At 33.6% G+C, this 26056-nt stretch carries 21 protein-coding genes and 1 other RNA gene; 14 read left to right on the forward strand and 8 right to left on the reverse strand.

Translation table 11 applies throughout. The features are described from left to right. Positions 1-56: 56 nt before the first annotated feature. Positions 57-2801 carry a putative LPS assembly protein LptD gene (locus B0A66_RS19280; protein WP_089051497.1) on the reverse strand — a complete coding sequence of 915 codons (2745 nt, stop codon included), beginning with the start codon at positions 2799-2801 and terminating at the stop codon, positions 57-59. A 49-nt stretch (positions 2802-2850) separates the two neighbouring features. Here B0A66_RS19280 and B0A66_RS19285 point away from each other — a divergent pair, with 49 nt between their 5' ends. The 7 genes from B0A66_RS19285 to B0A66_RS19315 all read left to right on the forward strand — a co-directional run bounded on the left by B0A66_RS19285 (position 2851) and on the right by B0A66_RS19315 (position 10053). Beyond that, positions 2851-3969 (forward strand): N-acetylmuramoyl-L-alanine amidase family protein, encoded by a 1119-nt coding sequence (locus tag B0A66_RS19285; RefSeq protein WP_089051498.1) that lies wholly within the window; start codon positions 2851-2853, stop codon positions 3967-3969. A 51-nt stretch (positions 3970-4020) separates the two neighbouring features. After that, positions 4021-4983 carry an MlaD family protein gene (locus B0A66_RS19290; protein ID WP_089051499.1) on the forward strand — a complete coding sequence of 321 codons (963 nt, stop codon included), beginning with the start codon at positions 4021-4023 and terminating at the stop codon, positions 4981-4983. A gap of 6 nt (positions 4984-4989) precedes the next feature. Beyond that, a complete protein-coding gene (locus tag B0A66_RS19295; protein ID WP_089051500.1) occupies positions 4990-6324 on the forward strand; it encodes a (Fe-S)-binding protein in 1335 nt (444 codons plus the stop codon). A gap of 418 nt (positions 6325-6742) precedes the next feature. After that, positions 6743-7534, forward strand: a complete 792-nt coding sequence (locus B0A66_RS19300; RefSeq protein ID WP_089051501.1) for a (Fe-S)-binding protein — start codon at positions 6743-6745, stop codon at positions 7532-7534. Positions 7535-7666: 132 nt separating this feature from the next. Further along, a complete protein-coding gene (locus B0A66_RS19305) occupies positions 7667-8149 on the forward strand; it encodes an ABC transporter ATPase (protein ID WP_089051502.1) in 483 nt (160 codons plus the stop codon). 315 nt (positions 8150-8464) lie between these two features. Then, the gene (bshA, locus tag B0A66_RS19310) at positions 8465-9601 is read left to right on the forward strand and encodes an N-acetyl-alpha-D-glucosaminyl L-malate synthase BshA (protein ID WP_089051503.1); all 1137 of its coding nucleotides are present in this window, start codon (positions 8465-8467) and stop codon (positions 9599-9601) included. A gap of 26 nt (positions 9602-9627) precedes the next feature. Then, positions 9628-10053, forward strand: a complete 426-nt coding sequence (locus tag B0A66_RS19315) for a protease complex subunit PrcB family protein (RefSeq protein ID WP_089051504.1) — start codon at positions 9628-9630, stop codon at positions 10051-10053. A gap of 81 nt (positions 10054-10134) precedes the next feature. Here B0A66_RS19315 and B0A66_RS19320 read toward each other — a convergent pair whose 3' ends face one another. Further along, entirely contained in the window at positions 10135-10632 is a 498-nt protein-coding gene (locus tag B0A66_RS19320) for a hypothetical protein (RefSeq protein WP_089051505.1), read from the reverse strand. A gap of 161 nt (positions 10633-10793) precedes the next feature. Then, complete coding sequence (locus B0A66_RS19325; protein WP_089051506.1) at positions 10794-11618, reverse strand: UDP-2,3-diacylglucosamine diphosphatase; 825 nt, start codon at positions 11616-11618, stop codon at positions 10794-10796. A gap of 188 nt (positions 11619-11806) precedes the next feature. Between B0A66_RS19325 and aroC the strand changes: the two genes are divergently transcribed. The 3 genes from aroC to B0A66_RS19340 all read left to right on the forward strand — a co-directional run bounded on the left by aroC (position 11807) and on the right by B0A66_RS19340 (position 16515). Continuing rightward, a complete protein-coding gene (aroC, locus tag B0A66_RS19330) occupies positions 11807-12865 on the forward strand; it encodes a chorismate synthase (protein WP_089051507.1) in 1059 nt (352 codons plus the stop codon). Between the two features lie 55 nt (positions 12866-12920). Beyond that, positions 12921-14210, forward strand: coding sequence for a dicarboxylate/amino acid:cation symporter (locus B0A66_RS19335; protein ID WP_089051508.1), 1290 nt, complete (start codon positions 12921-12923; stop codon positions 14208-14210). 166 nt (positions 14211-14376) lie between these two features. Continuing rightward, positions 14377-16515 (forward strand): response regulator, encoded by a 2139-nt coding sequence (locus tag B0A66_RS19340; RefSeq protein ID WP_244283551.1) that lies wholly within the window; start codon positions 14377-14379, stop codon positions 16513-16515. Here B0A66_RS19340 and B0A66_RS19345 read toward each other — a convergent pair. Then, positions 16512-17762, reverse strand: a complete 1251-nt coding sequence (locus B0A66_RS19345; protein WP_089051510.1) for a DEAD/DEAH box helicase — start codon at positions 17760-17762, stop codon at positions 16512-16514. The genes B0A66_RS19340 and B0A66_RS19345 overlap by 4 nt on opposite strands. 136 nt (positions 17763-17898) lie before the next feature. Beyond that, positions 17899-18936: a formimidoylglutamase gene (locus B0A66_RS19350; protein WP_089051511.1), complete on the reverse strand. Its 1038-nt coding sequence runs from the start codon at positions 18934-18936 to the stop codon at positions 17899-17901. A 96-nt stretch (positions 18937-19032) separates the two neighbouring features. Between B0A66_RS19350 and B0A66_RS19355 the strand changes: the two genes are divergently transcribed. Beyond that, a complete protein-coding gene (locus tag B0A66_RS19355) occupies positions 19033-19911 on the forward strand; it encodes a hypothetical protein (protein ID WP_089051512.1) in 879 nt (292 codons plus the stop codon). 52 nt (positions 19912-19963) lie between these two features. Here B0A66_RS19355 and hutI read toward each other — a convergent pair whose 3' ends face one another. Beyond that, complete coding sequence (gene hutI / locus B0A66_RS19360) at positions 19964-21202, reverse strand: imidazolonepropionase (protein WP_089051513.1); 1239 nt, start codon at positions 21200-21202, stop codon at positions 19964-19966. An 89-nt stretch (positions 21203-21291) separates the two neighbouring features. Beyond that, positions 21292-22344 (reverse strand): glutaminyl-peptide cyclotransferase, encoded by a 1053-nt coding sequence (locus B0A66_RS19365; protein WP_089051514.1) that lies wholly within the window; start codon positions 22342-22344, stop codon positions 21292-21294. Positions 22345-22432: 88 nt separating this feature from the next. Here B0A66_RS19365 and ffs point away from each other — a divergent pair. The 3 genes from ffs to fsa all read left to right on the forward strand — a co-directional run bounded on the left by ffs (position 22433) and on the right by fsa (position 24410). Continuing rightward, positions 22433-22530, forward strand: an RNA gene (gene ffs, locus B0A66_RS19370) — signal recognition particle sRNA small type. A gap of 285 nt (positions 22531-22815) precedes the next feature. Beyond that, positions 22816-23619, forward strand: a complete 804-nt coding sequence (locus tag B0A66_RS19375) for an SDR family oxidoreductase (protein WP_089051515.1) — start codon at positions 22816-22818, stop codon at positions 23617-23619. 134 nt (positions 23620-23753) lie between these two features. After that, positions 23754-24410: a fructose-6-phosphate aldolase gene (fsa, locus tag B0A66_RS19380; RefSeq protein WP_089051516.1), complete on the forward strand. Its 657-nt coding sequence runs from the start codon at positions 23754-23756 to the stop codon at positions 24408-24410. A 131-nt stretch (positions 24411-24541) separates the two neighbouring features. Here the strand turns inward: fsa and B0A66_RS19385 are convergent, their stop codons facing one another. After that, on the reverse strand, positions 24542-25978 hold the full coding sequence (locus B0A66_RS19385) for an MFS transporter (RefSeq protein ID WP_089051517.1): 1437 nt from the start codon (positions 25976-25978) through the stop codon (positions 24542-24544). Between the last annotated feature and the right edge of the window lie 78 nt (positions 25979-26056).

Raw genomic sequence — 26056 nt, forward strand, 5'->3', positions numbered from 1 at the left:
AGTCACACATAAATACTCTTAACAGCTGCAAAGATTTTAATCTAATTTACGATTATTTATCGATTAGAAGTACTTCTTTTGTTCCATTTAATGTCGCTAAGCATACCGGATTTAATTCCAATAAAGAAATTCCAGTTAGAGTTAACACCAAGTGGTGTGTAGTTAAATGCCATTCTCCAGCTTAACAAATCTCTTTCAAAACGAAATTGAGTAAATGTAACCCCTTTTTGTACAAAGTCGTAACCGGTAGAAACACCACCTTTCCATTTTGGAGTAATATCGGTGTTTACGGAAATCATAATAGAATTTCCTGATATTTTGTTTTCGCGATTTACGTTAGAGTAGGTTAGCGAATAGGCAAGCGTCATATCCCATGGAATCTTTGAATTAAAGAACTCTGTAATGACATTTTCGCTCTCGTCATCTTCACTGTTAAACTGACTGTTTCTGGTGTCATTCAAGTCGGTATTGGTACCGAATAAATCATCATTTCGACCACCATTCCGTTCGCTTTGCTGGTTTTTAGTTTCTTTTGTTCCCTTATTCGAGATCGAATAGTTCATTGTTACGTTAGCACTTGTCATTCTGAATAAACTTCCGCCGTTTTCAATATTGTACATATTCATACGTGTTCCGGAATTATCTATAGCATAAGGATCTAAAGTAGCGCCAAAGTTCATATTCATTTTGTTGTCAAAGAATTGAGTTCCACCGCTCACAACGACAGGTGACCATGCTAAAGTTTCTTTACCATTTGCATTGAAATTATAGGAGGTAGCAAAATTTAAATTGTTTAACAGCATTATTTTTTTAGGCTCCGTTTTTGTACTGTCGCGATCTCTTACTTTAGCTTCAAATGTATTGCTTAAAGAGAAGCCAACGACGTTGGAGTTCTCTTTGCTTGGTACGCCGTAAATACCACCCTCAAAACGCGTGTATTGTGTCGTTATTCTGCCTGAAGCATCTGTTCCGTATGTGTCGTAATATCTTTCAAAACTTGGCGTGTATGCGTACGTAATCGAAGGTCGCATGACGTGACGAATAGATTGTATTTTTTTATCGGCACCAAGATTAAAAGTACCATAAATGGTAGTTCCTAAATTCGTGCTGAAATTGTATGTTCTAAAAGCATCAAAGCCATTTATCGTTGTAGTCTGAACACTGCTTAAATCGTTATTATATTCTTTTTCTACCGTTTTAGTAACCCATGTTTCCTGAAAGTTTGTTGAAGCACCGGCGCTAAAATATTTAAATAGTTTGAAGTTTGTACTAATTGGAATAGAGTGTTGCATTCCTATTTGAGCATCTTTGAACATTTGAGGTTTAAAGAATAAAGAGTCAGTTGTTGTAAAACTGTTTTTACCGCTCAGATTATATTGTAAATTGATGTTTTTAATGAATCCTTTTTTCACACCATCTTTTCCAACAAACGGATAGACACGATCAATACTCGCCTGCAACGATGGAAGGGTCATGTTAATTTGTTCTGTTTGTGTATTTTGAGAGTGTGTTGCTGTAAGCGATACTCTGGCTTGCGGAACAGTGTTGAAAGTTTTGTTATAAGAGATCGACGAACTCAACGTATTGTTCAAATTAGAACCTACGTTCGCCTGATTAATAGATTGTTTGAAGTATTTACTGCTACCCATGTTCACAGACGCAGAAAAAGTCGAATTAGGATTCGATTTAGTGTCCTTAGCATGCGACCACTGAATGTTGTAAATGTTTTGTCTCGAGTAATCCGGATAACCTCTCTCGCTGTTGATTAAGTTTTTGTATCGAACATTTATGTTTCCTCTGTATTTGTATCTTTTGGCATACGAAGATTCAAAACGCATAGCATAACTACCGTTGGTGTAGTAATCTGCTAGGGCCGTAAGGTCATAATTGTCGCTTAATGCAAAATAATAACCTAAGTTTTGAAGAGAGAATCCACGCGTGTTAGAGTCGTTATAACTAGGAAGAATAATTCCTGATACGCTTTTTTCCTGACTCATTGGGAAATAAGCAAAAGGCAATGCCAAAGGTGTTGGCACATCAGCAATAACCATGTTGGTTAAACCTGTAATTACTTTTTTTCCGGGAATAAATTTTACCTTATTTGTTTGAAAGTAATATTCCGGATTGTCAATATCTTTTGAAGTAGTAAATCGCGCACCTTTAAGAAAATAAACAGAGTCATTTTCTTTTTTGGTCACGGCAGCTTTTATTTTAAACTCTCCTTGTTCCGTTCTTGAATTGTAAATTAAAGCTTTTTGAGTTTTAAAATTAAATCGAATGGAATCGGGCTGAACTTCACTTGCGCCTTGTTTAAAATTAGGATATTGCGTTAGAGTTCCGGTAGAATCTTTTATTCTTCCGGCATAAACTTCGTCTTTTTCATAATCAAGAACGATAATTCCTGACTTAAGTTCGACATCTTTATAATACAACTCACCTTCATTATAAAGTGTGATTTTTTTATTTTTCTGATCAATTTTAGCGTAATCCTTTGCTCTGTATTTTACTTTTCCGTCCAGAAAAGCTTTTTTTGGCTTAACGCTATCAACTTTTACAGTGTCAGCAGGTATAATTTCCGGTATAATCTCAGGTTTATCTGTTTGTTTTACAGTTTTTAACGGAGTTTTCTTTGATTTTATTTCCTGCGAATATATTTCACCACAACCAAAGGTTAGGAAAAATGATATTAAAACGATATTAAATAAGTTTGTATGCAAAGGTATAAATGCTATTTTTGTAAAAGTATGGCGTGTTTTTTGACATGTCAAACTTACATATAATTTTTTGGCAAAAATAATCAATTATAAAAATTATAGTAGTTGCATTTTATTAAAATTAACTTTTATATTTATGAATATATTTAACAAAACTAAATTTACTTTTAGTTTTTTTCTTATGCTAACATTTTTTTGCTCCTATAGTCAGACTAATGTTTTTAAAGTAACTCTTGATGCAGGACATGGTGATCATGATTTTGGTGCAGTTTACAGCGGTAGAATAGAAAAGAATATTGCTTTGGCTATTGTTTTAAAAGTTGGAAAAATTTTGGAAGCAAGTCCAAATGTTGATGTAATTTATACTCGTAAGACAGATGTTTTTATAGATCTTGTCGAGAGAGCAAACATTGCCAACAGAGCAAACTCAAATATTTTTGTTTCTATACATTGTAATGCAAACAAAAATACTGCAGCAGACGGAACAGAAACTTATGTTATGGGTTTAAGTAAAGTAGCATCAAACCTTGAAGCGGCGAAGAAAGAGAACTCGGTTATTACTTTGGAGAAAGATTATAAACGAAAATATGAAGGTTTTGATCCTAACTCTCCTGAATCATTAATAGGGATGACACTTATGCAGGAGGAATATCTGGACAACAGTATTTCGCTTGCTACCTATATTGAGCATAATTTTGAAAAGTTAGGTAAAAAATTGCGTCAGGGAGGTGTAAAACAAGCTCCTTTTATGGTATTGCATAAAGCTTATATGCCAAGAGTTTTGGTGGAAACTGGTTTTATATCAAACCCGACAGAAGGGAATATTTTGAATTCTGAAGAAGGACAAAATGATGTTGCAAAAGCTATTGCCGAAGCAATTCTTAGCTATAAAAGAGAATATTTTGGTTCCGGAACTCCGGATATGTCAGATGTAAGACCAGCAAAAGATACGTCGACACCCACCAAACCAAAAACCGCCACAGTAGTTAAAAACAGTCCAAAGGGAACTTTCTTTAAAGTACAACTTTTAGCAAGTGTTAATAATACATCATTAAATCCTAAAAACTTTAAAGGACTAAAAAATATATCAGTGCTATTTGAAAACAATATATATAAGTATTTCTACGAGGAAACTTCTGACTACAATGCAGCACAAAAATATTTGCAAGAGGCTAAAAGTAAAGGGTATAACAATGCTTTTTTGATTGCTTTTAAAGATGGGGAAAAAATAAGTATTCAGGACGCAATCAAATAATTAACCACAAGTTCGAATATTTATATTAATTTTGTACAAACACTTAGAATTTTGAAAATAACAAGAGAAATTAAAACGGCTATTTTAGTCATCGCTTCAATTCTATTATTTATTTGGGGCTACAGTTTTTTAAAAGGGAGAGACCTTTTTACAAATTATAAAACGTTATATGTTGAATATGATAATGTTGAAGGCTTAGCAGCTTCAGCTCCGGTTACTTTAAACGGACTAGTTATAGGTAAAGTAACTAAAATTTCGATCAATGAAACTACAGGAAAATTATTAATAGAATTACAGTTAAAAACTGATTTCTTAATTTCTAAAACCAGTAAAGCATCTTTGTATTCTCCAGGAGTAATTTCCGGAAAGCAAATTGCAATCCTGCCTAATTTTGCTGATAAGGAAGAAGCCGTTGATGGTCAGACATTAGAAGCTGACGTACAGCTAGGCTTAACAGATAGGTTAGGAACTCAAATTCAGCCTCTTCAACAAAAACTTGATAAGTTATTAGGTGATGTTGATGTTTTGGTATTAGGAGTAAACAATGTTCTGGATAAAAAAGGTCAGGAAGATCTTAAGTATTCTTTGGAAAACTTAAATCATACCCTGAAACAATTTCATCAGGCTTCAAAAACTTTAAATTCAATTTTAGATGCAAACAAAGGACAAATTAATGGAGTTGTAACGAACTTTAATAAGATGTCTAATAATTTTTCTAAAATATCGGATTCTTTAAATAAAGCTGATTTAGGTAAAACAGTACGAAACCTAAACCAGACTTTAGCTAAAGTTGATGGTATTATGTCGAATTTAAACTCAGGAAAAGGTACAGCCGGTAAATTGCTAAACGATGATGCTTTGTATAATAACTTATCTAAGACTTCAAAAGAATTAGAATTATTGTTACAAGACGTTCGTCTTTATCCAACACGTTATGTAAATGTTTCTCTTTTTGGAAAGAAAAACAAGCCATACGTTGCACCGAAAGACTCAACTTCAACTACGAAAAAATAATTAAGTATGAGCTATTTAGATAATATTTTATTCGCAATCCTTCTTATAGTTGGTTTTGGTTTTTTTGCAAAGAGTGTAAAAAAGATCATCCGAAACATTAACTTAGGAGTAGACGTAGATAGAAAAGATAATTCTAAAGCGCGTTGGTCAAATATGGCCATGATTGCTCTTGGGCAGTCAAAAATGGTAAAACGTCCTGTAGCGGGAGTGCTGCATATCGTTGTTTACCTTGGATTTATCATTATTAATATCGAATTACTTGAAATTATTATTGATGGTTTATTCGGTACACACAGAGTATTTGCTTTTTTAGGAACAGCTTATGATGTATTAATAGGTTCTTTTGAAATATTAGCACTTTTAGTTTTAGTAGCAGTATCCGTTTTTTGGATCAGAAGAAATGTTATTAAACTAAAACGATTCATTAATAAAGATTTGACAGGATTTCCTAAAAGTGATGCGAATTACATCTTGTATTTCGAGATGGTATTAATGACTTTGTTCTTATTAATGAACGCATCTGATTTGCATTTACAGAATGTTCCCGGTGGATTCTCACATTTTCATAAAGCAGGAAGTTTTCCTGTGAGCCAGTTTATTGCTCCTATTTTTAATGGATTGTCGAATGAATTGGTAATGGTATTGTCTGAAATTTTTTGGTGGTTGCATATAGCAGGTATTTTAGTGTTTATGAACTATTTATATTTCTCAAAACACTTGCATATCCTTTTGGCTTTTCCAAATACGTATTTTGCTAATTTAAATCCACAAGGAAAGTTTGATAATCTGGCGTCTGTTACAAAAGAGGTAAAATTGATGATGGATCCAAATGCTGATCCTTTTGCAGCGGCACCTGTTGATGAAAATGCTGCTCCAAGTAAATTTGGTGCAAGTGATGTCCAGGATTTAAACTGGGTACAGCTTTTAAATGCTTACACTTGTACAGAATGTGGTCGTTGTACTTCTGCATGTCCGGCAAATCAAACAGGAAAAAAATTGTCTCCTCGTAAGATTATGATGGATACAAGAGACCGTTTACAAGAAGTGGGAAATAATATAGATGCTAATAAAGGTGTTTTTGTTCCGGATAACAAATCGTTGTTAAATGATTATATAACTCCGGAAGAATTATGGGCTTGTACATCATGTAATGCTTGTGTAGAAGAATGTCCTGTAAATATTAGTCCGTTATCTATTATCATAGATATGAGACGTTATTTGGTAATGGAACAAAGTGCGGCTCCAATGTCATTGAACGCTATGATGACCAATATTGAGAACAACAGTGCACCTTGGCAATACAATCAGCAAGACCGATTGAATTGGAAAAACGAAAACTAGTTTTGTTTTTGAATCGCTGTAACTGTTTAATCGTTTATTTGTTTAATCGATAAAACACTGAACTGTTACTGTTAAATTGTTTACTTTTTTGTAATTATAAACATTATCTAATTAACGATTAAACGATTTACCAAATAAGCGGTTCAGCTAATTTAACGATTAAACGATTTATCAAATCAACAGTTAAACAAATAAGCGGTTCGTCAAATAAACGATTAAACGATTTACCAAATCAACAGTTAAACAAATAAACGGTTCGTCAGATTAACAATTAAACGATTTATCAAATTGACGGTTTAACAAATAAGCGATTCAACAAATAAACGATTCAACAAAATAAGCGCTTCGTCAAATTAACGATTAAACGATTTACCAAATTGACGATTCACCAAATAAACGATTAAACAATAATAAAAAGATGTCAGAAAGTTTAGTAGTACCAACAATGGCAGAAATGCTAGCCGAAGGAAAACAACCAGAAGTTTTGTTTTGGGTAGGTTGCGCAGGAAGTTTTGATGATAGAGCAAAAAAAATTACAAAAGCATTTGTACGTATCTTAAATCGTACTAACGTTTCTTTTGCGGTTTTAGGGACAGAAGAAGGTTGTACTGGTGACCCTGCTAAAAGAGCTGGAAACGAATTTTTGTTTCAAATGCAGGCCATGATGAATATCGAGGTTTTGAATGCATACGAAGCAAAGAAAATTGTAACTGCTTGTCCACATTGTTTTAATACGTTAAAAAATGAATATCCTGAATTAGGAGGTCAATATGACGTAATTCACCATACGGAGTTTTTAAAGTCCTTAATGGATGACGGAAGACTTACTGTAGAAGGAGGTCAGTTTAAAGGAAAGAAAATTACTTTTCACGATCCTTGTTATTTAGGAAGAGCAAATAAAGTTTACGAAGCGCCAAGAGATTTAATTGAGAAATTAGATGTTGAATTAGTCGAAATGAAGCGCTCGAAAGCAAACGGACTTTGTTGTGGAGCAGGTGGAGCACAAATGTTTAAGGATGCTGAACCGGGAAACAAAGAAGTCAATGTATTACGTACAGAAGACGCACTTGAAGTGAAACCGGATATTATTGCAGCTGGTTGTCCGTTTTGTAATACGATGTTAACTGATGGTATCAAACATCAGGAAAAAGAAGGACAAGTTAAAGTAATGGACATTGCTGAGTTAATCGCTAATGCACAGGATCTTTAGTTTTTTTTAAGTTGCTAAGGTTCTGAGGTACTAAGGTACTTAGCTTTTATAACTTGAAACAGAAAAACGTGAAACTTGAAACCTTCAAAAATCTACAATCTAAAATCTACAATCTAAAATCTAAAATTAAAAATGTATATACCTTTCGAAAATTTACCTGGTGAATCCAGAATTTGGATTTATCAATCAAACAGAAAGTTTTCTGAGGAAGAATTTTCTGAAATTGAAACTGACCTTAAAGCTTTCGTAGAAGAATGGGCAGCACACGGAACAAGTTTAGAAGCATCATTTGAGTTAAAATACAATCGATTTATAATTTTAGCCGTAAATCAGGAAGTTCAGGCTGCAACTGGATGTTCTATTGACAGTTCGGTTGAATTTATTCAGGGACTTGAAAAAAAGTACAATGTTGATTTGCTTGATAAAATGAACGTTACCTTTAAGCTTGGAGAGCATATCGCACACAAACCATTAATTGATTTTAAAAAAATGGTTAAAGATAAATCCGTTTCTGAAAACACGATTGTTTTTAATAATCTGGTTAACAATATAGAAGAATACAACGAGTCTTGGGAAGTTCCTGCTGCTGATAGCTGGCACAGTAGATTTTTCTAAGAGGTATAGTATCTAAGAAATATATAACAAGGCATGAAATTTTGATTTCGTGCCTTTTTTTGTTTTGAAAACGAGACCTCTAATTTAGCCCCGATAGAAGCGGTATCCTTTTTCTGTCCGCTAATGCGGAAAGAAAAAGATTTAGCGGATAGCGGGACGAATGGTTCTTTTGAAAATGAATTTTCTGCTTCTGAAAAGCTTTAAGGGATCTAACAATCTAATAATACAGCTAAATAAATATTTGCAAAAATCTAACATTCTAAAACTTCAATTAGACGCTATTTTTGAGTATTTTCGTAGAATTAAATTTAATACATGAAAATAGCAATAGTTTGTTATCCAACTTTTGGTGGTAGTGGTGTGGTTGCTACAGAACTTGGTCTTGAATTAGCCAGACGCGGACACGAAATACACTTTATAACCTATAGTCAGCCCGTGAGACTGGCACTTTTGAATCCTAATGTTCATTATCACGAAGTAAACGTTCCTGAATATCCTCTTTTTCATTATCAGCCGTATGAATTGGCATTGTCAAGTAAATTGGTTGATATGGTAAAACTGTATAAAATCGAAGTACTGCACGTGCATTATGCTATTCCGCATGCGTATGCAGGCTATATGGCGAAGCAAATGCTGAAGAATGAAGGAATTAATCTTCCAATGATTACGACGCTTCACGGAACAGATATTACGTTGGTGGGAAATCATCCGTTTTATAAACCGGCAGTAACTTTTAGCATTAATAAATCGGATTACGTAACTTCGGTTTCGCAGAGTTTAAAAGACGATACTTTAAAATTATTTAAAATCAAGAATAAAATTAAAGTTATTCCGAATTTTATTGAGGTAGATAAAGTCAAAAAAGACCCGCTTGCTCCTTGTCATCGTTATGTTATGGCAAAAGAAAATGAGCGCATCGTTACACATATTAGTAACTTTAGAAAAGTAAAACGAATTCCGGATATCATTAAGATTTTCTATAATATTCAAAAAGAAATGCCTGCCAAATTAATGATGGTGGGGGATGGTCCAGAAAAAGAAAAGGCCGAAGCGCTTTGTATGGAACTTGGAATTTACGATAAAGTGATCTTTTTTGGAAACAGTAATGAAATTGACAAGATTTTGTGCCTAACAGATTTGTTTTTGCTTCCGTCTGAAACAGAAAGTTTTGGTTTGGCAGCATTGGAAGCAATGTCAAGTGGAGTTCCTGTAATTTCGAGTAATTCAGGTGGTTTGCCTGAAGTGAATTTTGATGGTATCTCAGGGTATTTAAGTAATGTAGGTGATGTAGATGAGATGGCTGCAAATGCGATTAAAATCTTAAAAGATGATGAAGTTTTGAATCAGTTTAAGGCAAATGCGCTGGAAGTTGCCAAGAAATTTGACATCAAAAACATATTGCCTAAATACGAAGCTTTGTATCAAAAAGCGATAGATGATTATAAAAATTAGCAGTTTTAACCTTTAAAAAATATAGAATGAAAAAAGTAATTTCGGTTTTAGCAGTTTTTGCTTTAGTTTCTTGCGGAGCAAAAAAAACTACAGAATCTTCAACAGCATTGTACGAAGTTTTAACTACACAGTCGAGCGGTGGGGGAAATATCAGGTTTTTTGAAATTTTGACGGAACCAAATGAAATCAAGATGCTTCAGAATGATCCGCTTTTAGCTGATAAAGTTAAAGAAGGTGATAGCAGTAAATCTAATTTTGTTATTTTGAACATGGGAGAGAAAAACACGAGTGGATATGCTATTGAAGTTGAAAAAGTAGAAGAAACAGATAAAAACATCATTATCACGGTAAAAGAAATTAGTCCGGCTAAAGATGCAATGGTGATGCAGATGATTAGCTATCCCTACACAGTTGTAAAAGTGAATTCTAAGAAAGAAATCGTAGTTAAGTAATAGTCTTAATTTAAGTGTGAATAAAAAAAACCTGTCGCAATAACGACAGGTTTCTTTTTACAATTATTTTTTATTTTTTGTTTAGAATTTAAACTTAACTCCTAAACCAACATCGAATCCAAAGTTATCATTATCGTAATATCCTGAACCAATTTCAGGTCTAACATCTAATGATAATAAAATTGGCACGTTGTCAAATCCGTATTCAATACCTACATCTCCGGCTGCGAAAACATAAGTTCCGCTATCTCTATAGTTTGAGTTGTTAAAACGATAATCATAGTCCCAGGCAGCTAAACCACCACCGACACCAGCATACCAGTTAAAGCCACCATCAATATTCCAAACCCATTGATAAAGTGCAACTCCTTTGATAGCATCAACATCGCGGCTGTTTCTCCATCCTAAATCAAACTCAAGTCTGTTATTTTTAAATAAACCTCTTTGGTATGATATTTCTCCACCAAATCCGTTATTATCTCCTAAACGCAAACCAAGTGCATTTTTAGCAATTTCTTGTGATTGAGCTGTAAATGCTAATCCTAGTAGCATTATGGCTGATAAAATAATTTTCTTCATATAAATGGTTATTAATTTTTTTCAAAAGTACAATTGATGTTATTCCTTAACGTACAGGATTTTAAAAAATTGTTGCATAATTCACATTTCAGATGAAACAGAATTGATGCGATTTTGAAATATAACCTTTGTATGAAAGCGCTAAGTGTGGTTTTTAGCGCTTATTTTTGTTTGATGATGGAGTTGATTAAATGATTGCTTAAAATGTCTTCCATTTCAAAAAGATTTTCTTCTTCTGTAAAATTTGATTCTGAGTATGAATATAATTTCCAGCGTTTTTTATGGTATTCTAAAGCAGTCAGGTTTTCGATCCAGTCACCTGAATTTAAATATAAGGTTGATCCGTATTTGTTTTCTTTTTCAATTATTTTAGGTTCGTGAATATGACCGCAAATAACGTAATCGTATTTTTTTTCGATAGCAAGATCAGTAGCAGTGGTTTCAAAATCAGATATAAATTTGACTGCTTTCTTTACACTAGCTTTTATTTTTTTAGAAAACGAATAAGGTTCGCGACCCAATTTAGATAAAACCCAATTGATAAAACGATTCAAAAGAATAAGATAATCGTAACCTAAACCACCTAATTTCGCAATCCATTTGGAGTGTTGAACAGAAGCGTCAAATACATCTCCGTGAAAAATCCAGGCTTTTTTACCGTCAAGTTCTAAAATTAGTTTGTCGACCAAAGCAAAATTCCCCATATTCATATCACTGAATTTTCTCAGAATTTCATCGTGGTTACCTGTTATGTAATACACTTTTGTCCCTTTAGAAGCCATTCCGATTATTTTTTGAATAACCCTTAAATGATTTTTAGGAAAGTAGGATTTTCTAAATTGCCAAGCGTCTATAATGTCACCATTTAAGACTAGTGTTTTGGGCTTTATACTTGATAAATAGTTGTTTAGTTCTTTGGCGTGACTACCATAAGTTCCCAAATGAACATCTGAGATAATAACCAGTTCAACATTTCTTTTTTTCAATTTTTCCTGATTTGAAGTTTTACAAATAAAAGAAACTTAATGAGGACATGTTTTATTAAAAGGTTATTAAATCGCACACAATTTTAATAAATTGTGATTTTTAATCTGATTAATCTTTATTTAATATTAACAATTTTAAATTTTTTAATTTAATTCATAAAACTTACATTTGCTCAAAACAAAATAAAATGGCAGGAAATAGCTTCGGCACCTTATATAAAGTTACAACATTTGGAGAATCTCACGGCGAAGCGTTAGGAGGAATAATAGATGGATGTCCATCAGGAATAGAGCTTGACTTAGAAGCGATTGAAGTTGAGATGTCCCGCAGAAAGCCCGGACAGTCAGCAATTGTAACTCAAAGAAAAGAACCGGACAGTGTTCAGTTTTTATCCGGTATATTTGAAGGTAAAACTACAGGAACTCCAATTGGTTTTATTATACCCAATACAAATCAGAAATCGGATGATTATTCGCATATAAAAGACAATTACAGACCAAGTCACGCGGATTATGTTTACGATCAAAAATATGGTTTTCGTGATTACCGTGGAGGAGGAAGAAGTTCTGCACGTGAAACAGCAAGCAGAGTAGTAGCAGGAGCTATTGCAAAGCAAATGTTGCCCGAAATAAAAATTAATGCTTATGTTTCGTCTGTGGGACATATTCATTTAGATACACCTTATCAGGATTTAGATTTTTCGAAAATAGAAAGTAACCCTGTTCGTTGTCCGGATGAAAAATCGGCAGCAATTATGGAAGAATATATTCGTGAGATCCGCAAACAAGGCGATACCGTTGGCGGTGTTGTTTCCTGCGTGATTCAAAACGTTCCGGTAGGATTAGGTGAGCCTGTGTTTGATAAATTACACGCTGAATTAGGAAAAGCTATGCTCTCTATTAATGCTGTAAAAGGTTTTGAATACGGAAGCGGTTTTTCAGGTTCAGAAATGAAAGGAAGTGAACACAACGATTTATACAATAGTGACGGAACTACAAAGACAAATCTTTCCGGAGGAATTCAGGGAGGAATAAGTAACGGAATGGATATTTATTTTAGAGTTGCTTTTAAACCCGTTGCAACGATTATGCAGACACAAGATTCATTAGATAATAAAGGTAACATTACCCCAATGACAGGAAAAGGACGTCATGATCCTTGTGTTGTACCTCGCGCAGTGCCAATTGTTGAAGCAATGGCAGCGATTGTTTTGGCAGATTTTTATCTGATCAACAAAACATATTAATAAAAGGTAAGACAGTGAGGGTCTTATATTTTAATTATAAATAAAAAATAAATTAATGCAAGTAACAGAAACCAAAAAAAAATCATTTCTTTCAGGATTAACGGGACAAATTTTAATTGCTATGGTGCTGGGAGCGACTTTAGGAATTATATTGCATAATTCTCTTTCGCCTGAATCAGCAGTATCTTTTAGTAATAAAATTAAAATGCTTGCTACCGTCTTTATTAGGCTGGTGCAAATGATTATTTCTCCGTTAGTTTTTACAACTCTAGTGGTTGGAATTGCTAAATTAGGAGATATAAAAACCGTTGGTAGAATCGGAGGAAAGGCACTTGGATGGTTTTTTACTGCTTCCTTTATATCATTACTAATTGGTTTGTTTTATGTAAACCTTTTAGAGCCTGGTGTAGGATTGAAATTGGATGATGTTGATATGGCATCAGCATCTGAAGTAACTGGAAAAACTGCTTCTTTGACTTTTGAAAATTTTGTTGAGCATATCGTTCCTAAAAGTATTTTTGAGGCAATGGCAACGAATGAAATTTTACAAATCGTAATATTTTCTATCTTTTTCGGATTAGCTGCTGCATCTCTTGGAAGCTCTGTAAAGCCAGTGATAAATGCTTTAGATAAAATGTCGCATATCGTTTTGAAAATGGTAAATTATGTGATGAACTTCGCTCCAATTGGAGTTTTTGGAGCTATTGCAGGAGTGTTTGCTATACGAGATGCTCAGGAATTGGTCATTACTTACTTCAAGTTTTTCGGATCATTTTTAGTTGGAATAAGTACTTTGTGGGTAGTTTTAATTGTGGTAGGTTATATTTTCCTGAAAGGAAGAATGACTGAATTATTAAAACGTATCGTTGGACCATTAGCGATTGCTTTTGGAACAACAAGCAGCGAAGCTGTTTTTCCTAAACTAACAGAAGAATTAGAAAATTTTGGTGTAAAAGACAAAATCGTTTCATTTATGTTGCCACTTGGTTATTCATTTAATCTGGACGGAAGTATGATGTACATGACTTTTGCGAGTATTTTTATAGCACAGTTCTACGGTGTACATTTGGATTTGGGAACACAAATGGCAATGTTGTTGGTTTTAATGCTTACAAGTAAGGGAATAGCGGGTGTACCAAGAGCAAGTTTGGTAGTCGTAGCTGCAACCTGTGGTATGTTTGATATTCCAATCGAAGGAATTGCTTTGATTTTACCAATTGATCACTTTTGTGATATGTTTAGAAGTGCTACGAATGTATTAGGAAATGCTTTAGCAACCTCAGTAGTAGGACAATGGGAAAACGGGAAAGATCTTGAAACTCCATCTGAAGTTAATTTGGAGTAAATTTTTAAAATAAATAAACTTATAATTTTTATAAGTTTTCATCTAAAAAACTAAAAAGCTGTATTTAATACAGCTTTTTTTATTTTTAAGCGTATATTTGATGAAATAAAGCCGATTTATGCCCCAAATGCGGATTTTTTTATTTCTACTCCTATCGCTTGTTAGTATGACTAACGCTGCTATGGCGCAATCTGAAGCTATTTCAGATGCTAAAATTAATGCACTTGTAAAACAGGCATGGTCAGAATACAAAGTTTCTAATTTTGAGAAGTCCCTGCTTACTTCCAGAGTAGCTTTAAACTATGCTACAACCCTAAAGAACGATCAGTTAATAGCGAAATCTTATAAAGTTATCGCAGTTAATTTTAATGAACTATCAGAATTTGATAAAGCCATTTTTTTCTATCATAAAAGTTTATTTTATGCCAATAAAATAGACAATGATTCTTTGAAGTATAGCTTATATAACAATTTAGGAAATGTCTATTGTTTCGAAAAAAAACAAATTAAAATAGGAATTGGATACTACAAGAAATCTATTGCCTATGGTTTGAAAATTAACGATTTGAACCAAGTGTATTTTACTAATGTAAATATTGCCTGGGCCTATTTTGATTGTGGAAATTTTGATGATGGTTATTCGTATTTGAAATTTGTAAACAATAATGAAAAAAAGTATGGTGATGCTTCTACAGAGATTGTAGTGAATATGTTGAACGGTATGTATGCTGCTTATAAAGAAGATAATGATGTCGCCGCCAATCATTTTTTAGAAGCAATAAAGATAGGGAAAAATAGCGAGGAACAATCGGATTTGTCATACGCACATTTAGAATATTCTAAGTTTTTGACCAAAAGTAAAAGGTATAAAGAAGCGTATGAAAATCTTTTGGAATTTAATAAAATTACGGAAGAACTATACAATCTCGAAAAATTAAAAAAAGCGTCACTTGCCGGGTTTAATCTGGAACTTGACGAATATAAAAGACAGATTGATAAAATTGAAAATGAAAAGATATCACAATATCAAAGTTTGAAAAAATCCCGGGTTATCGTTATATTATTTATACTGATTTCATTTGTTTTGATATTATTGATTATCACGTTAATTAAAAATATCGGTTTTAAGAAAAAACACAATTTAGAGCTTTTAAAAGCAAAAGAAATTGCAGAGCAAGCCTCGCTTATCAAAACGCAATTTATTTCGACTATAAGTCATGAATTGCGTACACCGCTGTATGGTGTGGTGGGTATAACGAATATGTTGCTCGAAGAACATAAAGAATTATCGAATAGTTTGCATTTAAGTTCATTGAAGTTTTCGGCAAGATATTTACTAACGCTTGTAAACGATATTCTTCAGATTAATAAAATCGAAGAAAATAAGGTAGAACTGGAGAACATGACTTTTAATATTTCTGATGAAATAGCAATGATCAAAAATTCTCTGTCGTTTTTATCTCAAAATAATAATAATAGAATTGAGGTTTATATCGATCCTAAAATTCCGGAATACTTAATTGGTGATAAGTTGAGACTTGCACAAATCCTGATGAATTTAGTTAGTAATGCATTAAAATTCACTAAAAACGGAGAAGTAAATATTTCTATTAATTTGAACAGCATTAAAGGAAAATTATATTTTCTGGAGTTTCATGTCAAGGATAATGGAGTGGGAATTGCTGTTGACGATCAAAGTAAAATTTTTGAGAAATTTGTTCAGGTTGGCAGAAGAGATGAGGATTATCAGGGAACTGGATTAGGTTTAAGTATTGTAAAGCGTCTGTTAGGGCTTTTTGGATCTACGATAAAATTAGAAAGTGATATTGGCAAAGGAACCGTTTTTACTTTTATGATTCCTTTTGAGCATGATCCTGTTAAAACTAAAACGATTATTGAAGAAATTGAAGTTGATTTAACATCAGATGAAGTCTATAAAATTTTAATTGTAGAGGATAACGTTATTAATCAATTGGTTACAAGAAAAATAATTGAGAAAAATAATTATGTGTGTGAAGTTGTAGACGACGGTTTTGCAGCTTTGGAACTCTTGACTGCTGTTGAATTTGATCTGATATTAATGGATATCAATATGCCATTAATGAACGGATTTGAAACTACACAAAGAATTCGTCAATTAGGAATAGATACGCCAATTGTTGCTTTAACGGCTTTTGATAAGGATGAAATAAAGGACGAAGCAATGTCCTCTGGTATGAACGATATCATAATTAAACCTTTTGAGCCAGTACAGTTGTTTAAAATTATGAATTACTTAATTTGTGAAACAAAAAACGTTGGTTAATACCAACGTTTTTTGTTTTGTTTAGAAGCACTTGATTTTCTTGATTTGTGAGCACCACCGCTTCGGTTTGAATTTTTAGGTTTCTCTTCCGTTGCTTCAGGGCTGCCTGCGTGCCATTGATAAGGATGGTCTGCAATCGTTTTTACGTCAACCTTGATTAGTTTTTGAATGTCTTTCCAATACGGATGTTCGTCTTTGCTGCAAAATGAAATCGCAATTCCGCCATTTCCGGCACGACCTGTTCTACCAATTCGGTGTACGTAAGTTTCCGGGATATTTGGTAAATCAAAATTGATTACAAAAGGCAATTGATCGATATCAATTCCTCTTGCTGCAATATCTGTAGCGACTAAAACGCCCACTTCTTTATTTTTAAAAGCATCAAGAACACGTTGTCTTGCATTTTGTGATTTGTCTCCGTGAATAGCTTCTGCAGGAATATCTTTTTTACGAAGTGCTTTTACAACATTGTCGGCTCCGTGCTTTGTTCTTGAGAACACAAGGACGTTAGATAAGTTTTCATTTTTGATTAAATGATAAAGCAAATTTCTTTTTTCTGTTTTTTCTACAAAGTAAATACGTTGTTCTACATTTTCAGCAGTTGAAGAAACTGGTGAAACTTCTACTTTTTCAGGATCTCTTAAAAACATTTCGGCCAATTCACGAATTGCGATTGGCATCGTAGCAGAAAATAATAAAGTCTGCCTGTTTTTAGGCGTTAACTTAACGATCTTTTTTACATCGTTTATAAATCCCATGTCCAGCATTTGATCTGCTTCGTCAAGAACCAAAGTATGCAGATGATCAAGATCAAGAAATCCTTGTTTTTGTAAATCTAATAGTCTTCCTGGGGTTGCTACTAAAATATCAACTCCTTGCTTTAACGTGTCAACTTGTGGATTTTGTGATACTCCACCAAAGATTGTCAATTGTGTTAAGTTGGTATATTTTGCGTACGTATCAAAGCTTTGTCCAATTTGAACAGCTAATTCACGAGTTGGCGTAACGATAAGAGCGCGAATTTGTTTCGCTTTTTTTGATGAACCTACGATTCGGTGCAATTGGTGAATAATCGGAATTGCAAATGCAGCCGTTTTTCCGGTACCTGTTTGAGCGCAACCAATTAAATCTCTTCCTGAAAGAACGATCGGAATAGATTGTTCCTGAATAGGAGTAGGGTTTAGGTAGCCTTCTTCAAATACGGCTCTTTGTATACTTTTTGAAAGTGATAAATCTTCGAATAACATATCTTAAATATTAAGAATTTTAGTTTTAGTCACTAAAATTCTGCACAAAGATAGGTTTATTCGGTTAATCGTTTTTCGGAATCGCTGTTTATTTGGTTAACAGCTTAATTTTCTTCTTAGTTATTGGGATTGCGTATTAAATTTTTTCGTTATTGGCTTTTATGAAATCAGTTATTAAATAGCCAATTAATTTGCCGATTAAATGATTGTTTGGTGATCCGTCCAGATCTGGTGCACCTTCGCAGATGTGTAAGTAAGCAGCATTTCTGTGCTGACCGAAAAACGATACGAACTGACGTAATTCTTCTATTGAAAAACCACTAATTGTCATGGCACTGCTGGCAATATTAGGAATGGCATCTAAGTCAATTTCGATTCCAAAAGCATCCGTTTTGATAAATTCTAATGCAGCAACCATTTCTCTGTAAAAATCCTTCTCTTTGCGAATGTTTACGCTGTCGTAAGTATTATAGCGAACGCGGTCTTCTAATTTTTTGATAATATCAAGAACACTTTTAGAAGTATAATTTTCGTGTAAACCAAAAATGAAATATTTTTTTAAGAAACCTTCTTCGTAAGCGTAGGAGAATCCATTACCACTATGACGGCCTTCCAGAATTCTAAAATCAGAATGAGCATCAAAATTAACGGCATTTACAGGTTTACCTTTTGCCAAGGCTGATCCTTTGATGTTCCCGTAGGCATTATTATGACCTCCGCCGATGATTATGGGTGTTTTTCCGGCTTTAATAATGCTAAATACAGTATGAGATACTTCTTTGTCTATTTTTTCGACTAGCTGGCTTAATTTGGATCGATCGTCGATATCATTAAAATCAAGATTTTCAACATCGCGCATTTCTTCTGCTACATTTATCTGACCTAAAACAATAATCTGACTTCCTTTTGAAAACCTGTTGTGCTGAATGTTTGCGATACTTTTTATAGCACTTTCCCAGGCAGAAGCAGCTCCGGGTCTTCCGTAATTAGCGCGTACGCCAATATCTTCCGGAATTCCTAATAATACATACTTCGCTTCGCTCTCTTTGATGAACTCAATTTTGTCAGCATCCTTTGGGATGATGATCATTTTTTCTCCAAATTTTATTTCACCACTTCTATGATTTGTTACCTTGGCTAAATCATTAATAGTAAAAGGGATTAGTTTTTCCATAAAAAAAAATATTGCTCAAAAATAATATAATTTACTAAGTTACGTTATAACGATTATATTAATTCTTAAATTTGTTTTAAAGAAAAATCATTAAATATGGAAAACCCAGAGAAAAACAATTCAAGTCTAAAAGCGGTAATCGCAGTTTTAGCAGTCCTACTAATTGGTAGCTTAGTGTATATTTTTAAATTATCATCTGATACAGATGTAGTTAAGACAGAGCTTACGACGACTCTAACAGAAAAAGAATCTGTTATGAAAGATTTGCAAGAATTGAAAGCAACTTACGATGCTGCAATTGCTGAGAATACGTCTATGTCTGATGAGTTAATTCAGGAGAGAGATAAGGTTGTAGCTTTGATGGATGATTTAAATAAATCTAAAGGAGATGTAACTAAATACAGAAATCAAGTGCAAGGGATGCAAGCTAAAATGAAAACTTTAGTTGCTGAAAACGATGAGTTGAAAAAACAAAACGGTGTTTTGACAGTTCAGAGAGATAGTACAATTGTTGTTTTGGGAGAGTCTAAAAAATTCAATGAAGTTTTAGTTGGTCAAAACGAAGAGTTGGCTAAAACTGTTGAAAAAGGTGCTAAATTAACAATTTTGAATACTAAAACTGCAGCTTACAAATTAAGAAGCTCAGGAAAACAAATTGAAACAGATAAAGCGAGCCGTGCTGATATTTTGAAAATTAGCTTCACGATTGCTGAAAATCAAATTGCTAAATCAGGAGACAAAACGTATTATGTACAGGTTATCGATGCTAAAAACAATGTTTTAGGTGATAAAAAGACTGAAAGTTTTGGTGATAACACTTTAACTTACAGCTTTAAAACTACTGTACAGTATGAAAACAAAACTGTAAATGTTACTGAAGATTTGAAAGGTAAAGAGTTCGCAAAAGGAACTTACTTTATCAATGTTTTCGATAACGATGAGTTAGTTTCTAAAACTAGTTTTTCTTTAAGATAAGAAAGCAATGATTTTGTTCTATAAAAAAGAGGCGTTTTAAACGCCTCTTTTTTTATGCTAAAATTTTTCCTTCTATAAAAACACTTTCGATTAGGTTACTTCCAAATGCATACGGTATTTGATAGTAAGATGAAATAGGTTTTGTCAGGATTAAATTGGCTTTTTTGCCTTTTGTAATACTTCCATGTGTTTCTGAAATTCCCATTGCGTAAGCGCCATTAATAGTGGCAGCATTTATGGCTTCTTCCGGAGTCATTTTCATTTTGATACAAGCAGTTGCTACCACAAAATTCATATTTCCTGATGGAGTAGAACCTGGATTGAAATCAGTGGCTAAAGCTAAAGGTAAACCGGCTTTTATCATTTCTCGGGCTGGTGTGTATGGAATGCTCAAAAAATAAGAACAGGAAGGTAATGCAACCGGCATCGTTTCGGTGTTTTTTAATGCTTCAATGTCTTCCGGGTTCATAATTTCAAGATGATCCACAGAAAGGGCTTTAAATTTAATTCCGGCTTGTATTCCGCCAATAGAATTAAACTGATTGACGTGAATTTTCGGGATTAAACCATGTTCGATTCCTGCCTCCATTATTTTTTCTGTTTCTTCTACTGAAAAATAGCCCGTTTCGCAGAAAACATCAATATAATCTGCTAATTGATTTTGGGCAATCTGCGGAATCATTTTTGTTATAATTTCATCAATATATCCTGCTTTGTTTTCTTTGTAATGAACAGGGAAGGCATGAGCGCCTAGAAATGTTGCTTTTATGGAAATAGGATAGTTTTCTGCCAGTTTTTTAATGACATTCAGCATTTTTAACTCGCCTTCTATTGTAAGTCCGTAACCTGATTTTATTTCAACAGCTCCTGTTCCTAAATGCATTACTTCTTCTAAACGAATTTTAGATTGCTTGTAGATTTCTTCTTCTGAAGTTTCGTTGAGTTTTTTAGCCGAATTTAGGATTCCACCACCACGATTCGCGATTTCTTCATACGAGAAACCATTAATTCTGTCTACAAATTCCTGTTCGCGATTTCCTGCATACACAATATGAGTATGACTGTCGCACCAGGATGGAAGTACGACTCTTCCGGTTGCATCTATAACTTTGTCAGCTTTGATGTCCGGAAGGTTTTCCATTGTTCCGAAATCTTCGATAATACTGTCATTCAGAATCAGAAAAGCATTTTTTATCGTGGGAAGAATTGCCATTTCTGCTCCTGAAACTTTGTCAATGGAAGTTTCACGAACCTGAAGTAATTCTTTTATGTTTGTAATTAATGTTATCATTGTTGATAGTATTGTAAAACCCGAATTTCACAGACATTATTAATTGCTTCTTAATGTCTGTGAAATTCGGGTTTTGTTTATTTTGTTTTTTATTCTGAAACTGATATTTCAAACATTTTGTTCCAGTTTTTACCTGTTACAAAAATGGTTTTAGTTTTAGGGTTGTAAGCAATCCCGTTTAAAACGTCGTCTGTTTTTACACCAGTCATTAGTTTACGTAAACCTGACATGTCTAAAATTCCTTCAACAGCTCCGGAATCCGGATTTACAATAGCGATAGCATCTTTGAACCAAACGTTGGTATAGATTTTTCCGTTAATCCATTCCAGTTCATTAATAGCTTTAATTTTTGATGTTCCTGAATAAACATTTACATAGTCGATCATTTTTTGAGTAGCAGGATCAACTTTCCAGATTTTCTCTGTTCCGTCTGTTTGGTAAATGTATTTGCCATCATTTGTCATTCCCCAACCTTCAATTTCTTTTTCGTAGTTAAAAGTTTTTTCCAGTTTTAATGTTTTGGCATCGTAGATAAAACCTACTTTGTTTTGATACGTCAATTGAAACAATTTGTCGTTTATAAAAGTAATTCCTTCTCCAAAGTATTTTTTGTCAAGATCAATCTGCTTGTAGATTTTACCTGTTTTATAATCGTATTTTTTTATGAAAGAAGCGCCTTCTTGTCCTGTACTTTCGTATAAAGTGTCTTTGTAAAATTCCAAACCTTCTGTAAATGCTTTAGCATCGTGTTCGTAGGTGTTTACGACTTTATATTTGAAAGGTTTAGGCGTAACGTTAGAAACTAATTCGATTCGTTTTGTAGCATCAGAAGAATTAGATCCGTAATAAACGGTAGCTTTTATATATTGGTATCCTAATTTTTGATCTTTTAATGGAAAATTGAATTTTTGAGCTCCTTTTTGACTTCCCACTTTTTTATCGTTTACGAAGTAGACAATGCTGTCAATTTCCTTCGAATTTGGGTTCAAAATAGCGATCGAAACAGCTTCTTCTTGTAAAAAATGAGCCTGAAAAGCAGAATCATCGATGTTAAACAAAGAATTTTCACCTTTTTTTGTGTCTCCACATCCAATTAATGTGATTCCTAATAAAATGATGCTTAGGAAGTTATATTTTTTCATAGTTTAAAATTTGAATAAGCCAATATACGACGATAATTTTATAGCAACAAAGGTCTTGCAAAAATATAAAAAGATTGTATATTTGCATCGGCAAGTCCTACACGACCAGCTCCTGCAGACTCCCCCAGGATGGGAACATAGCAAGGGTACGTGGTTGAGCGGTGCGATGTAGGTCGCTTGCCATTTTTTATTTTATCGAATTCTTTTTAGAATTAATACAAAAGTGGTCTTCCTTAGGGGAGATTTTTTTATTTTTGAACGTTTGGAAACAGTTTTGAATTATGAATTGTGAATTATGAGTTTTGAATTGAACTTAATTTATATTTTCTATTCTTTTATTTATATGAACTAATTTACTTTGTTATACATAGCGTCGATTAATTATAAATGAGCGCAAAGTATATAAATTCACAATTCATAATTTATAATTCACAACTCACAACTTACAATTCACAATTTATATAAAAAACCATGAGTAAAGTCGTTTTAATTACCGGAGGATCATCAGGAATTGGAAAATCTATTGGAGAGTTTCTGCACAATAAAGGTTTTGTAGTATATGGAACGAGCAGAAATCCGGATCGGGTGGTGAATTCTGTTTTTCCGCTTGTGGCCTTGGATGTTAGAAATGCGGAATCTATTCATGCGGCTGTAGCAAAAATTATTGCAACTTCCGGACGTCTTGATGTTGTTATTAATAATGCCGGAGTTGGAATTACGGGTCCGTTGGAAGAAATTCCGATGGAGGAAATCAAGAATAATTTTGAAACAAATCTTTTTGGCCCTATTGAAGTAATGAAAGCGGTTTTGCCACAAATGCGTGAGCAAAAATCGGGACTTATTATTAATATTACTTCGATTGCAGCTTATATGGGCTTGCCATACAGAAGTGTTTATTCTGCTTCTAAAGGAGCTTTGGAGCTTATTACCGAAGCTTTGAGAATGGAAGTGAAATCTTTTGGAATTGATATAACAAACGTAGCTCCCGGTGATTTTGCAACAAATATTGCTTCCGGACGCTATCATGCGCCGGTTGTAAGTGGCTCAGCTTATGAAAAAGTATACGGTGATACGCTTGCTACGATGAATGAACATGTTGATGCAGGAAGTAATCCAAATGAAATGGCAGAGGCAGTATATAAAATCATGCAGGCGAAGAGTCCAAAGGTGCATTATAAAGTTGGTGTTTTTATGCAGAAATTTTCTATTGTTTTGAAGCGCGCACTTCCGGATAAAATGTATGAAAAGATGTTAATGAATCATTATAAATTGTAATTTTGCGCAGGATTTGCGTTAGGGATAGAAACGGTATCCTTTTATTTTTTTTCTTTAGAAAAATAAAAGATTTAGTGAATAGCCCGACACTTGTGGAACGCCCAAATTAAGAACACAATTAAATAAATATAATTATGAAATTTTTTATTGACACAGCTAATTTAGCTCAGATTAAAGAAGCACAGGCTTTAGGTGTTTTAGATGGTGTAACGACTAACCCATCATTGATGGCAAAAGAAGGTATTACCGGAAAAGATAACATCCTGAAGCATTATGTAGATATTTGTAATCTTGTTGAAGGAGATGTTAGTGCTGAAGTAAATGCGTTGGATTATGATGGAATGATCAAAGAAGGTGAGGAACTAGCGGAATTACATGAGCAAATTGTAGTTAAGTTACCAATGACTAAAGAAGGTGTAATGGCTGCAAAATATTTTTCTGATAAAGGAATTAAAACAAATGTAACGCTTGTTTTTTCTGCTGGTCAGGCTTTATTGGCTGCAAAAGCTGGTGCAACTTACGTTTCTCCGTTTATTGGTCGTCTTGATGATGTTTCTACTGATGGTTTAAACCTTATCCAGGAAATTAGAGAAATCTATGATAATTACGGATATGAAACTCAAATTTTAGCAGCTTCTGTGCGTCATACAATGCATATTGTAAATTGTGCTAAAATTGGTGCTGATGTTATGACCGGACCTCTTTCTGCAATCTACGGATTATTGAAACATCCTTTGACTGATATTGGATTAGCGCAGTTTGTTGCTGATTTCGAAAAAGGAAATAAATAATATATACTTACGATATTTTAAGAACACCATTTTTAATAAAAGATGGTGTTTTTTTTATGCCTTGTTTTAAATAAAAAATGTCCCGTTTTACATGAAAACGGGACATTTTTATTTGGTTGTATTTTGGTTTTTTAATGACCTCCTGAAAGTTTTTTGTCAAAACTGATTCCTTGTTTTTTAAGGATTCCGCTTACGCTCCAAGCATAAAATACTAAGTAAGCAAAACATAATACACCTACGATATAACTTGCTTGAATACCAATAGATTCAGATACAAATCCTTGTACCCAGCTGATAACTCCACCACCCATGATCATCATGATAAGGAAGCTGCTTCCCTGGCTTGTGTTTTTGCCTAATCCGCTTACTGCTAATGTAAAGATACATGGCCAAAGCGTACTACAGAATAAACCAACACTTGTGAAGGCATAAACGCTTACCATACCGCTTGTAGACATTCCGATAACTAAAGCTATGATTCCTAATGCTGAAAATATTAATAACATTCTCGCTGGATTTCCTTTACTCGCGATATCTGCTGCAATTAATACTAAAATTATTAATCCGTAGATATAGAATGGTGTTAAATCGTGTTTTGCAATAGCATTAACGGCAAGAAATACTCCAAATGCTAAATATGGTGCTACGAAACGTAATATTTGTTGTAAGCTTGCTTTTTGTGTAAAAGCTTCTACAGCTCCTGTCCAACGTCCGATCATTAAACTAGCCCAGTATAATGAAATATATGGTGCAACTTCGTGCGTTAGAAAGCCTAATTTGCTTTCCATGTATGCAGGTAGGTTACTTGCTGTAGATACTTCAACTCCTACGTAAAGGAAAATGGCGATCATTCCCATTACTAATTGTGGATATTGTAAAGCTGATTTTTTTGCTGTTGAACCATCCGTTACCACTTCTTCCTCAATTAAAGCGGGTTTGTCTGGTAATGAAGAGAATTTTAGTAGAATAGCAACTAATAAAAAGGCTAATCCTAAAATTAAATAAGGTGTTTTTACACTTTCGATGCTTAATGTTGATCCTCCTGTGCTAGATCCGAAGATAGCAAAAGATACAATAAGTGGTCCGATTGTAGTTCCTAAATTATTGATTCCTCCTGCTAATGTAAGACGTTGTGATCCTGTTGAAATTGGACCTAAAGCAATAGCTAAAGGGTTAGCCACAGTTTGTTGTAACGAAAAACCAAGCGCAACAATAAATAATCCGGATAACATTAAAGGAAAAGATCCTGTATTTGCTGCCGGATAAAACAATAATGTTCCTAGTGCAGAAATAAGTAAACCCAGAGAGAGACCGTTTTTGTATCCTATCTTGTTCACTAAATCTTCTTTTATTAAAAAAGAGATTCCCATGTAGATTAGCGATCCTACTGTATACGCAATATAAAAAGCGAGAGATACTAATTGACTTTCTCCTTGCGATAGATTAAATGCTGTTTTAAATACAGGAATCAGGATGTCGTTACTTGCAGCAACAAATCCCCAAAAGAAGAATACGATGACAAGAGGGATAAACTGTCCCCACTTCGTTTGTACATTTTCTGAACTCATAATTGTGATAAGGTTAATTTTAAATTTGTTTTTTGAAGACAGTAAATATATTTGTTAACTGTATTAAAAAAAAATAAA

The organism is Flavobacterium hercynium (genome assembly GCF_002217285.1).
GTDB classification, from domain to species: domain Bacteria; phylum Bacteroidota; class Bacteroidia; order Flavobacteriales; family Flavobacteriaceae; genus Flavobacterium; species Flavobacterium hercynium.